This is a genomic window from Parasphingorhabdus sp. (assembly GCF_965233695.1).
Lineage (GTDB): Bacteria > Pseudomonadota > Alphaproteobacteria > Sphingomonadales > Sphingomonadaceae > Parasphingorhabdus.
Genome location: NZ_OZ247497.1, coordinates 2,899,243 through 2,911,323 on the forward strand (window position 1 = coordinate 2,899,243; position 12,081 = coordinate 2,911,323).

10 protein-coding genes are annotated in these 12,081 nt (G+C 53.6%); 6 read left to right on the forward strand and 4 right to left on the reverse strand.

Features of this window, described 5'->3' with window-relative positions; all coding sequences use genetic code 11:
• Positions 1-43: 43 nt before the first annotated feature.
• Both ACO6S1_RS13755 and alaS read left to right on the forward strand, forming a co-directional pair.
• Positions 44-670, forward strand: a complete 627-nt coding sequence (locus ACO6S1_RS13755; protein WP_422343204.1) for a glutathione S-transferase family protein — start codon at positions 44-46, stop codon at positions 668-670.
• Positions 671-743: 73 nt separating this feature from the next.
• Positions 744-3,395, forward strand: coding sequence for an alanine--tRNA ligase (alaS, locus tag ACO6S1_RS13760; RefSeq protein ID WP_422343205.1), 2,652 nt, complete (start codon positions 744-746; stop codon positions 3,393-3,395).
• On the opposite strand, the gene ACO6S1_RS13765 is transcribed toward alaS, so the two are convergent.
• Both ACO6S1_RS13765 and ACO6S1_RS13770 read right to left on the reverse strand, forming a co-directional pair.
• On the reverse strand, positions 3,379-5,187 hold the full coding sequence (locus tag ACO6S1_RS13765; protein WP_422343206.1) for a cation:proton antiporter: 1,809 nt from the start codon (positions 5,185-5,187) through the stop codon (positions 3,379-3,381). The two genes, alaS and ACO6S1_RS13765, sit on opposite strands and share 17 nt — an antisense overlap.
• 56 nt (positions 5,188-5,243) lie before the next feature.
• On the reverse strand, positions 5,244-6,464 hold the full coding sequence (locus ACO6S1_RS13770; RefSeq protein WP_422343207.1) for an NADP-dependent isocitrate dehydrogenase: 1,221 nt from the start codon (positions 6,462-6,464) through the stop codon (positions 5,244-5,246).
• Positions 6,465-6,668: 204 nt separating this feature from the next.
• Between ACO6S1_RS13770 and ACO6S1_RS13775 the strand changes: the two genes are divergently transcribed.
• The 4 genes from ACO6S1_RS13775 to ACO6S1_RS13790 all read left to right on the forward strand — a co-directional run bounded on the left by ACO6S1_RS13775 (position 6,669) and on the right by ACO6S1_RS13790 (position 10,340).
• Positions 6,669-7,403: a phosphatidylserine decarboxylase gene (locus tag ACO6S1_RS13775; RefSeq protein ID WP_422343208.1), complete on the forward strand. Its 735-nt coding sequence runs from the start codon at positions 6,669-6,671 to the stop codon at positions 7,401-7,403.
• 37 nt (positions 7,404-7,440) lie between these two features.
• Positions 7,441-8,232: a CDP-alcohol phosphatidyltransferase family protein gene (locus tag ACO6S1_RS13780; RefSeq protein WP_422343209.1), complete on the forward strand. Its 792-nt coding sequence runs from the start codon at positions 7,441-7,443 to the stop codon at positions 8,230-8,232.
• Between the two features lie 447 nt (positions 8,233-8,679).
• Positions 8,680-9,090: a hypothetical protein gene (locus ACO6S1_RS13785; protein ID WP_422343210.1), complete on the forward strand. Its 411-nt coding sequence runs from the start codon at positions 8,680-8,682 to the stop codon at positions 9,088-9,090.
• 119 nt (positions 9,091-9,209) lie between these two features.
• Positions 9,210-10,340, forward strand: a complete 1,131-nt coding sequence (locus ACO6S1_RS13790; RefSeq protein WP_422343211.1) for a serine hydrolase domain-containing protein — start codon at positions 9,210-9,212, stop codon at positions 10,338-10,340.
• Between the two features lie 43 nt (positions 10,341-10,383).
• Here the strand turns inward: ACO6S1_RS13790 and ACO6S1_RS13795 are convergent, their stop codons facing one another.
• Both ACO6S1_RS13795 and ACO6S1_RS13800 read right to left on the reverse strand, forming a co-directional pair.
• Positions 10,384-11,025 carry a class I SAM-dependent DNA methyltransferase gene (locus ACO6S1_RS13795; protein ID WP_422343212.1) on the reverse strand — a complete coding sequence of 214 codons (642 nt, stop codon included), beginning with the start codon at positions 11,023-11,025 and terminating at the stop codon, positions 10,384-10,386.
• A 711-nt stretch (positions 11,026-11,736) separates the two neighbouring features.
• Positions 11,737-12,075 (reverse strand): hypothetical protein, encoded by a 339-nt coding sequence (locus ACO6S1_RS13800; protein ID WP_422343213.1) that lies wholly within the window; start codon positions 12,073-12,075, stop codon positions 11,737-11,739.
• Positions 12,076-12,081: the final 6 nt, after the last annotated feature.

The following is a 12,081-nucleotide window of genomic DNA, read 5'->3' on the forward strand; positions in this document are numbered from 1 at the left end:
AAAATCCGACCAACGAAATTCCGGACATATAATGAGGGGTATTATGACTATTATCGTCCATCATCTCGAAAATAGCCGATCACAGCGGATACTCTGGCTTCTCGAAGAACTGGCGCTGCCATATGAGATCAAGCGCTATGAACGGCATCCCAAAACCCAGCGGGCACCAGACAGTCTGAAAGCCGTTCATCCCCTCGGCAAGTCGCCGATGATCGAGGATGACGGGCAAGTGATAATCGAGACTGCAGCGATTGTGGAATATCTGGTTCGCAAGGCGGGTGGAACACTGGGCGCGCCAGAAGACAGGACCGGCGCGCAGCTCTATACGCAATATCTGCACTTTGCCGAAGGATCGATGATGCCGCCCTTGTTTGGCACATTGATCGTCAATCGCTTGGGAATATTGGGCTGGCCAGCCAAAAAGCCGGTTATGGGCATGGTTGAAGAATTGCTCGCCTGGCTGGAAACCGAACTCGCCTTTCGGCCCTATTTTGCTGGCAGCGAACTCACCGCAGCCGATGTGATGATGAGCTTTCCGCTCGAAGCCAGTCAGGCGCGGGCCGGTCTAGATGATCGGTTCCCCAATTTGCAGGCATGGCTGAAGCGTATTCATGACCGACCGCAATATCAAACTGCTCTCGAAAAGGGCGGTCCCTATGCCTATGCGTGACAATGCTCTGGAATCTGACCATCACGCGATTGACGGGATTGTAAACCGGCCAAGCCTCGCCTAAGTCGAATCCATGATTACGACCAATGACATAAGACGCTCTTTTCTTGAATATTTTGCGGGCCAGGGACATGAAATTGTCCCTTCATCACCGCTGATTCCGCACAATGATCCGACGTTGATGTTCATCAACGCGGGCATGGTTCCGTTCAAGAATATCTTCACGGGCGCCGAAAAGAGCAAATTTCCGACGGCGACATCCAGCCAGAAATGCGTTCGCGCCGGTGGAAAGCATAATGATTTGGACAATGTCGGCTATACGGCTCGGCACCATACGTTCTTCGAAATGCTTGGTAACTTTTCCTTTGGTGACTATTTCAAGGAACAGGCAATTCTTCATGCCTGGGAACTGATCACCAAAACTTGGGAAATATCCGCTGATCGCTTGACGGTGACCGTATATCATACGGATGACGAGGCGTTTGATCTCTGGCGGAAGATTTCCGGTCTGCCGGAAGAACGCATCATTCGCATCGCGACCAATGACAATTTCTGGTCAATGGGGGATACCGGCCCGTGCGGTCCTTGTAGCGAAATATTCTACGATCATGGCGATCATATCTTTGGCGGCCCTCCCGGCAGTCCGGATGAAGATGGCGATCGTTTCGTTGAAATCTGGAATCTTGTGTTCATGCAATATGAGCAGCATGCGGACGGCAACCGCATCGATCTGCCAAAGCCATCGATAGATACCGGCATGGGGCTGGAACGTATCGCTGCGGTGATGCAGGGCACGCATGACAATTATGAAATTGACCTGTTCAAGGCACTGATCGCGCAATCGGGTTCTTTGACCGGGACCGAAACAACCGGCGACAATCAGGCGAGCCATCGCGTTATCGCCGACCATCTGCGGGCATCCTCGTTCCTGGTCGCCGATGGCGTTTTGCCAGCCAATGAAGGTCGCGGCTACGTGCTTCGGCGGATCATGCGCCGCGCCATGCGTCATGCGCATCTCTTGGGGGCGCAAGATCCCCTGATGCACCGTATGGTTGGTGCATTGACTGGTGAGATGGGCAATGCGTTTCCCGAACTGATCCGCGCCAAGCCACTCATTGAAGAGACCTTGCTGCGAGAAGAAACCAACTTCCGGCGGACACTCGACAAGGGATTGAAGCTGCTTGACGCCGAGATTGCCGACATGAGTGACGGGGATGTTTTGCCCGGTGCTACGGCCTTCAAACTCTACGACACATTCGGATTCCCCTATGATCTGACCGAAGATGCGCTGCGGGCAAAATCGCTCGGCGTTGATCGCGAGGGTTTTGACGCTGCGATGGCCGAGCAAAAGGCGGCTGCACGCGCCGCGTGGAAAGGTTCTGGCGATCAGGCCTCCGAAGCCGTTTGGTTCGATATTGCCGAACGCGAAGGCGGCACAGAATTTACCGGCTATAGTGCGGAGGCGGGTGACGGTGTCGTGGTCGCACTGGTCAAGGATGGTGAAGAAATACAATCGGCCAAATCCGGTGATTCGATAATATTGCTGACCAATCAAACGCCATTTTACGGCGAGAGTGGTGGCCAAATGGGTGATAGCGGTTCGGTCACGGGGCAGGACGGCTTTGCTGCGTCCATTTCCGATACCAGCAAACCGTTGGGCCGGCTCCACGCGCATCATCTCACCATTGATAATGGCACTATATCGGTTGGCGATACGGTTCATCTTGTTGTTGATTCAACACGGCGGACGCAACTACGCTCCAATCACAGTGCAACCCATCTGCTGCATAAGGCGCTGCGCGATCATCTCGGGGATCATGTAACCCAGAAAGGTAGCCTGGTTGCGCCTGATCGTCTGCGGTTTGATTTCTCCCATCCCTCCGCATTAACAGATGCCGAGATCAAAGCGGTTGAAGCGGATGTCAATGCACAGGTTCGGGGTAACAGCGCGGTGGTGACACGCCTGATGAGCCCCGATGATGCGGTGGCCGCTGGCGCGCTGGCGCTGTTTGGTGAGAAATATGGCGACGAGGTGCGTGTTCTTTCCATGGGTATGGAGGATGACACCGATTATTCGGTCGAACTGTGCGGCGGTACGCATGTCAATGCGCTTGGCGATATTGGTTTGATGGTGATCATCTCTGAATCCGCTGTATCGAGCGGCGTGCGCCGTATTGAAGCTCTGACTGGTGAAGCCGCCAGACTCTGGCTAGGTGATCGCGATCGCAAATTGAAGTCCATTGCAGCTGCTCTTAAAGCCTCTCCTGAAGAGGCGGTCGATCGCGTGGCGGCCTTGGTTGAGGAACGCAAGAAGCTTGACCGCGAGCTAACCGATGCGAAAAAGGCATTGGCTCTGGCTGGCGATGGCAGCGGCGGCGGTGCCACCAATGATGTCGAAACTATTGGCAATATTTCCTTTAGCGGTCAGGTCATTAATGGCCTCAACCCCAAGGAACTACGCGGTTTGATCGACGAGGCGAAAAAGAAGATGGGTAGCGGAATCAGCGCTCTGATCGCCGTCAATGATGGCCGCGCCACGGTGGCGGTCGGTGTCACGGATGATCTGAGCGGTGCTCACAATGCTGTTGACCTTGTGCAAACGGCTGTTGCCGCGGTTGGCGGCAAGGGCGGTGGCGGACGTCCGGATATGGCGCAGGGCGGCGGGCCCGACGGGGCGAAAGCGGCAGAAGCGATAGACGCGATTAAGGCTATTCTTGCGGACTGAGTTTCGCATCCACTACGGCATCGGTTTCGAGAGCGGACGACTTTAGCTTGGGTTCAATGGCAAGATTTCCGTCTTTTTTGATCTGATGACGAATCTGGTCCCGCTTTTCGTGAATGGAGGCAATGACGGGCCCCATTGCGACTCCGTTTTCGACCAATATCGCTTCAGACAATTGTAACGATCCCTCCAGGGCCTCGGGCACGGCATTGGTTGCCCCAGCCTGATAAAGTTCGGCCGCGTGATCGGTATCGCGCGCGCGAACGATGATCGGCAAATTCGGAACCCAGGCACGTACCCGTTTTACGACCTGCACCGATAGCACCGGTTCATCCATCGTCAGTACCAAAGCCTTGGCATGGCCAAGTCGCAGGCGATCGAGCATTTCATTGCGTGCGACATTGCCAAACAGGATTGGATATCCCTCGCGCCGCGCACTGGCCACGACATCGATGTTCGATTCTATGGCAAGATAAGGCTGGTCATGTGCTTTCATCATGTCCGCAACCAATCGACCCACCCGGCCAAATCCGATGATAATGGTCTTTTCCGCATCGATGATTTGATCGTCCGTGGCTTCAATATTCTCGCCGCGCAGTTCGATACGCCGGGCCATATCATGCCCGAATCGCGCCAATAGCGGTGTGATGGTCAGTCCAATGGCTGTAACAATCTGCCAGAATGCCGCTGTTTGGGGCTGGATGAGCTGCGCTTGAGCGGCGGCGGCCAACACGATCAGGGTTGTTTCGGACGGGCTCGCCATCAGGACGCCTGCCTCTGTCGCAGTTCCTGGTCGCGCGCCGGCAAACCGCAGCAGACCACCCGTTACAACGGCTTTCACGAATACCACGCCGACAACTGCGGTGATCAGGCTCGCCCAATTGTCGAGGATGACCCGGATATCAATTTGCATACCCACGGTGATCAGAAATACGCCCAGCGCCAATCCTTTGAAGGGCGCCGTTATAACTTCGACTTCACCATGATATTCTGTCTCGGCGATGAGCAGTCCGGCCAGCAAAGCGCCGACAATGGGTGAAAGGCCGGTCGCAGCCGTGGCGAGGCTGGCGAGGATGATCACCAGCAAGCTGACGGACAGAAACAGTTCAGGACTTTTCGTACGGGCTGCCTGAGCGAATATGCGCGGCAGCAACAGGCGCCCGAGCACCAGCATACCGATGATCACAGCGCCGCCAATGACCAGTGTTTGAACGAGCTCTTCCCAGGAAGATCCGCTTGCATAAGTGGGGGCAAGGGCACCGAGCAGGAAGATAATCGGCACGATGGCCACATCCTCAAACAGCAGCATGGCAAGCGCAGCGCGTCCGACCGGGCTTTTCGTCCCAGACATCGGCAGTACGAGTGCGGTGGACGATAATGCGAGCGCCAGGCCCAACCCGAGCGCACCTGCTGGATTTTGCCCGATAAGAAACAGAACAAAGCCAATGATCAAACCGGAAATGGTAAGCTCGGCAGCACCGACACCGAAAACCAGGCGACGCATCGACCAGAGGCGTTTGAAGGACAGCTCAAGTCCAATGGAAAAGAGCAGCAAAATAATGCCGAACTCGGCAAACGGTTCTATCGCCTCTCGATCGTTGATCGTGACGAACCTGAGCCAGTCATATTGTCCGGACAATGAGCCCAGACCTGATGGTCCGAGCAATACCCCGACCAGAATGAAGCCGATAATCGGCGTGATCCGAAAGCGCGCAAAAGCGGGGATAACAATCCCGGCTGCGCCCAGTATGACGATAGCGTCGATAAAAGCCGGATTGTCGAGCGGTGTACTCATAAGGACACCTATACGCGAAACATTCCGTTTGTCAGCAATTCAAAACGGAAAGGAAGTTATTTCCAGTTTTCCATTTCCGTTTCGAGATTGGAGCGTACTGCTTCAAAAAACTGTTCGGTTGTCATCCAACTCTGTTCAGGACCGATAAGAATCGCAAGATCCTTCGTCATGTCACCATTTTCAACGGTCTGAATGCAGACTTTTTCAAGCGTTTCAGCAAAACGTGTTACATCCGGCGTATCGTCGAACTTGCCGCGATAAATCAGGCCGCGGGTCCAGGCGAAGATCGAAGCAATCGGGTTGGTCGAGGTTGCTTTGCCTTCCTGATGCTGGCGATAATGCCGGGTGACTGTGCCATGGGCTGCTTCGGCTTCGACCGTGTTGCCGGTTGGCGTCATTAGCACTGACGTCATGAGGCCAAGGGAACCAAAGCCCTGCGCAACGGTGTCGGACTGAACGTCGCCATCATAGTTTTTACAAGCCCAGACGAATTTGCCGCTCCATTTCATCGCGGATGCGACCATGTCATCGATCAAGCGGTGTTCGTAGAGGATGCCGGCTTTTTCAAACTGGTCCTTGAATTCGGTTTCAAATATTTCTTCGAACAGGTCTTTGAAACGCCCGTCATAGGCCTTCATGATCGTGTTCTTGGTAGAAAGATAAACCGGCCAGTTGCGATTGAGGCCATAGTTCATTGAGGCGCGCGCAAAGTCGCGGATGGAATCGTCGAGATTATACATCGCCATGGCAACGCCAGGGGAGGGGAATTGGAACACTTCTTCGTCAATATTCGTGCCATCATCGCCTTCAAAGATCAGCCGCAGTTTGCCGGGGCCGGGAACTTTGAAGTCGGTGGCGCGATATTGGTCACCAAAAGCGTGACGGCCAACCACAATAGGGTCAGTCCAGCCTGGAACCAGACGCGGTACATTGTCGATGACAATAGGTTCGCGGAACACAACACCGCCCAGAATGTTGCGGATCGTGCCGTTGGGCGACTTCCACATGCGCTTCAGGTCAAATTCTTCGACGCGCGCTTCATCGGGGGTAATGGTTGCACATTTTACGCCGACACCATGTTTGTTGATCGCGTTGGCCGCGTCCACAGTGATTTTATCATTGGTATCATCGCGCACCTGAATGGCGAGATCATAATAATGCAGGTCAATATCAAGATAGGGTTCTATCAGCTTTTCGCGAATCCATTGCCAGATGATCCGTGTCATCTCATCGCCATCAAGTTCGACGACCGGGTTTTTGACCTTAATTTTAGACATAGAAATAGTTCTTTCCTGCAAGCAATGTTGATCGTAGCACTCAGTGGGAGGAATCTAAGATGACGATCTCTTAGCAAAGATCGCAATATGTTCAACCATCTGTTCTAATCATGTTCAATCACCAGTGCAAAACTATGCCGATTGTTCCTGCAAAACTGCAGCAGGAGTATTGTCAGAGCAGGACACTCCTCCTAAGGAAAGTCTATGGCAATAGAAAAATATTCAAATAAAGGCCTTGGCGAAGCCAAATGGTCCTTTCCACCGGTCCACCCCGAAGGTCGCAAATTTGCGCTTATTTCGGCAGCGATCACCGCGGTCTTTGCATTTTTTGCTTGGGAGACACTGGCCTGGCCAATGGCAGGGGTCACTATCTGGGTGTTGGCCTTCTTCCGCGATCCCAAACGGGTAACGCCGCTGGATGACAAATATATTGTCGCGCCGGCCGATGGTCTGGTCAATTTGATCATGCCGGTGGTGCCGCCGGTGGAGCTGCAAGGAGAAGGCGGTCTTGGCGATGAAGAGCTTATTCGTGTTTCCATCTTCATGAGCGTTTTCGATGTGCATATCAATCGCACGCCGATCGAAGGCACGGTGAAACGGCAGGCCTATATATCCGGCAAATTCCTGAACGCTGATCTCGACAAGGCCAGTGATGAGAATGAACGTCAGCATTTCATGGTTGAACGCAATGATGGTTTGAAAGTCGGCTTCACCCAGATTGCAGGTCTCGTCGCACGGCGGATCATGTCTTTTGTAAAAGAGGGCGATTTCGTAGCTGTGGGACAGCGTATCGGTCTGATCCGTTTTGGCAGCAGGGTGGATGTCTATCTTCCCAAGGGCACGACGCCCAATGTTGTTCTGGGTCAGCGGACGATTGCCGGAGAAACCGTTATCGCTGAGATCGGTACGATGAAAGAAATTGAAGGTATTGGTCAATGATTTCGATATCTGCGATCCGGGATTTGTTTGTCAACTAATGCCAAACAAGAAGCTCACCCAAAGACCAGAGCGCGGTATCTCACTGCGGGCTTTCGCACCGAATGCGGTTACGGCACTGGCTTTATGCGTGGGGTTAAGTGGCGTCCGCTTTGCCTTTATGGAAAATTGGGTGTTAGCAGCAGGTGCCATTGTCCTGGCGGGTATTCTGGACGGGCTTGATGGCCGGATCGCGCGTTTGCTGAATGCGCAGAGTCGCTTTGGAGCGGAGCTTGACTCGCTCTCTGATGTTATTGCCTTCGGCGTGACGCCCGCTGTTGTGATGTTCTTCTGGTCCTTGCAGTATATGCCGCAATTTGGCTGGGTCATATCGCTGACCATGGCTGTAGGCTGCGCTCTGCGTCTTGCTCGTTTCAATGCTCAAATTGATGACGAGGAACAGCCACACAAGTCAGCTGGCTTCCTGACCGGCATTCCGGCACCGGTCGCGGCCGGTCTGGTCATGCTTCCGCTATATCTGTGGGTGATCACCGATCTCGAGTTGTTCCGGCATTATTTTGTGGTTGGCCCGTGGATCGTCCTGATTGCTTTCTTGATGATTTCGAATACCGCCACGTTTAGCTGGTCCTCGCTTCGCCTGCGGAAAAATATCCGTCTGGAGGCGCTTGCCGGATTTGCCTTGCTTGGTGTCGCGTTGATCAACAATCCCTGGATCACCCTGAGCGCGATCAGCATCGGTTATATTGTTCTTATCCCGTTCAGTATCCGCAGCTATGCCAAGGTCAAGCGGCAGCGCGCAAAGGAACGGGCCGAACAGCGCGGCGACGGGTAGCCGGATAAGGCTTGCTCACGCGCGTATGATATCGCGGCGAAGGCACAGGACCCTGCATGGAAGTCTCGCCCAATTCAGCAACTATCACGGCCTTTATTTTATCCCGATAGGCATGAAACATCATACCAATAGTCAAAAGTGCACCCATGAAGGTGAGAGCAAAAAAGGCGGCAATAGCGATCGTCAGCATGTCAAAATCCCGTATGTTCTTTCTATGAACCTTTAATGTTCTAATAATGTTCTCATGTCAAATATTATTTGAAGCATGTCCAAGATACGTCTCCGGCATTCAAAAAGTTACAGGCTATGGGTGGCCGCCAAGCATTCCAGCGATAACAATCGCCAAGACATCTTTCTCTTGATGCCGATTGCGGGCATAGGCCATTTAGTCGCCTGTCGCGGGCGACCGGTTTCCAGTATCTTCTCTTTGAATGGGGGCGACTTCAAATGAAAAAGCTGTTGGGCAGTTTTAACAATCTCTTCAAGTTCACGCGCAAGGAATATGAAGCATCGATCAATGCACTCAATATTTTCTTCGGCGCCGTAATCGGGATAAGTCTTGGCAGCATTGGCGATATTCCGACCAAGGATTATGTGCTGTTGCTTGTTTTGACAGTCACTGCTGTAACAGCCATTCTTTTCGTGACCTATTCTGAACGCCGGTATTGGAGCATATTTCTCGCGGGTCTGACTCTCTATGCAATGTGGTCCATGGATCAATCCAGCGACGGCATCATAGACCTCCCACCCAAATTATTGCCAACATTGGGAGTCTGGGGAGCCTTGGCCATTATCACCGAATTTTCCGATATAATCAAAGAGACACCGACAGAGGATGAGGCAGAGGATGACAAGTGAAGGGGTTTCGCTGTGTCGCGGCCATGGATATTGCCGGACATCAATCCGTAGCATGTCTTGCCGGTACGTCTTCAACATCATTCGTAACATTCTGATCAACCACTAATAATGGAGTTTCAATGACGGTCGACATAAACGGATATTGCGATCCCCGCTTTGCAGCGGTCAAAACCGCATTTGAAAATAACTTCAGCGAACATGGCGATGTTGGTGCATCGGTAGCGATCACGCTGGACGGTGCCTTTGTTGTTGATCTGTGGGGCGGTCATCTGGATGCGGAGCGATCTCAGCCCTGGCAGGAAGACACGCTCGTCAATGTCTGGTCGAGTACCAAGACCATGGCGGCGATGGCGCTGCTGCTGCTCGCAGACCGGGGGGAGGTTGATCTCCACGCACCGGCTGCCAAATATTGGCCGGAATTTGCACAAGGCGGCAAGGAAGCCGTCGAAGTCCGCTATTTTCTGAGCCATACCGCTGGCCTGTCCGGTATGAACGAGCCGGTCGAGGGCGAAGCGCTATATGACTGGGAGTGGATGACAGACGCGCTTGCCCGTCAGGAGCCTTGGTGGGAACCGGGCACGCGGTCCGGTTATCACGCGCTGACACAGGGGCATCTGATTGGCGAAATCGTCAGACGCGTGACCGGCCAGTCCATTGGCAACTTTTTTCGCCAGGAAATAGCAGAGCCGATGGATGCCGACTTTCACATTGGCGCCGGCGCAGAACTGGATGACCGTATTGGCAATCTCATTCCGCCAGGCGAGACCGTGTCGCCTGACCCGGAAACCATCGCCGGGCGGACATTCGCCAATCCCGCCGTCGATGCCACGGAACCCAGAAACAGAGCATGGCGCGCGGCAGAAATTCCTGCCGCCAATGGTCAGGGAAATGCGCGTAGCATCGTCCGGGCCCAAACCGCGATGGCCAATGGCGGCACCGCCTTTGGCAAAAGAATCATGTCGGAAGCCGGCACCAAACGCATATTTGAGAAGCAGTCAGAAGGACTGGATCTGGTCTTGGGTGTGCCGCTTGTCTTTGGCATGGGATATGGATTGAACAGCGCCATCCTGCCGATCAGCCCTAACCCGAATACCTGCTTCTGGGGCGGCTATGGTGGTTCCTCGGTAATAGTCGATCAGGATGCCCGGCTATGCTTTTCCTATGTGATGAACAAGATGGAGAGTGGTTTGCTCGGCGATCCGCGCGGTTTTGGTCTGGCGGCCGCCATGTACGCTTCGCTCCAGACATAGGCGCGGGCATGGGCTGAACAGCGGTTCCGGCCCGAACGCCGCGCTATTCCCGCTTGCCCGAAGCAAGCAAGACCGATCGACCAAGGCTGTCGGAATCTTCCGCCACAAAAGTAACATTCTCAAAGCCATATTGGGATAGCCGCTCTTTATATTCCTCCGGCGAAAGGCTCGCGTGATAAACCGTTTCACCGCCAACCGTCCCGGTCACTTCGCCTTCTCCCGTGCCAACAGTCAGCATCATCGCGCTCTGCGCTTTGACCAGTTTGGCGAGCTTGGGCAGCACGTCTCTCTGCTCCGCAATCGACAAATGGAAAAAGCCATCCCAGCTATATATGCCGTCAAATTGCCCCTCGAGCGAAAGCTGGGTTATGTCCTGGACAATCCAATCCGCATTCGGCCACTCGGCTTCCGGATAGCGCTGACGGGCGAGTGCGATCATGGTGTCGGCATAGTCCACACCAACCAGATCATATCCCTTGCCCAGAAAATAACCGGCCACCGGTATTCCGGAACCACAGCCGAGATCGAGCAGTCTTCCCTTGGGCGGCAGAAACGACAAAAAGCGATCCAGCCAAGGCTTTTCATATAGAGAAGTCGACCGCCCTTCGTCCCAGACCCGCGCCTGACGCTCATAAATCGCTTTGGTCGACCGCTTGGCTGTCTCTAGCTGATTTCTCTGAACCATGGTTATATATTATCCAGGCGGTGCGATTGGCGATAGCGGTTTTTAAATCCATTCCTGATGGCGTTGTGACCGCTTTATCCCGAAAGCGGACATTAGCATTAGGAGTTGTTACGACAACAATTGGTGGTTTGGTGGTGCGCCGTCTGGTAACTCGATAACCATGAAGATCATGGGTTCTCTCTTATTAGCAAGCTTGATGACCGTCGCATGCACAACACTTCCGTCTGCAGATGATAGAACCTTGCGGTATGGGTGCGATGACATCGTTCTGATTGGGCGACTTGAAAATGAAGACTACGAAGCTGTCTACATTGAAGATGACCTTCTAGGCCATGGCTGGGCTACCGGCAGGATAAAGGTTAGAAAGGTCGTAGTGGGAACAGATATCCCATCACTTGTCCCAATACGATATTTCGCTCATACTTATATGCGCGAGGACCGTGAGTTCATGTTCGTGCTCAGCAAGTTTCGAAACAGCTTGTTTCGGATCGAGACCGCACAACTTCTATCGGCTCACCCTCGGTTGGCAGCCGGATGCGAGTAAATGTCCGCAATATCCCGGACGCGGATATCTCTAAACCATGGGATCCGGAGCATTGCTTCGCGTAAAAGTCCAAAAAGAAAGAGAGCCTGAATTTCTTCAGGCTCTCAAGATACCCCTCGTCCAAAAGCCGTCATAGGGGCGGGACCGGCTTTGTCTTGGGATGCCTATTATTGGGAAGCTCTCCACCGCCGATATAGGCTCCGCTTATGTGCTTGCACTTTTTGACGAACCCGTGCCGGATTGGCGCCATTTTCTACGGCATTTTTTGCCCGCTTGTTAATTTTGTGATTGATGCGCCGCCAATTGGGCTTTTGTGAACTGCCGTCCGGTCTGACCTTCTGCAGCGGTCGTGCGGCTGTGGTGTCGACTTGCGCGGTAGGTGGCGGTGACAGAAGGTTTTGCGCTTCATTCGCATTTGGAAGTTCCGGCGCAGTCGGCGTCTGTGCCGCCGCCATTGGGGCTGACCACAATATGGCGCCGCTGATAATGACAACTATCGATTTCATATCTTT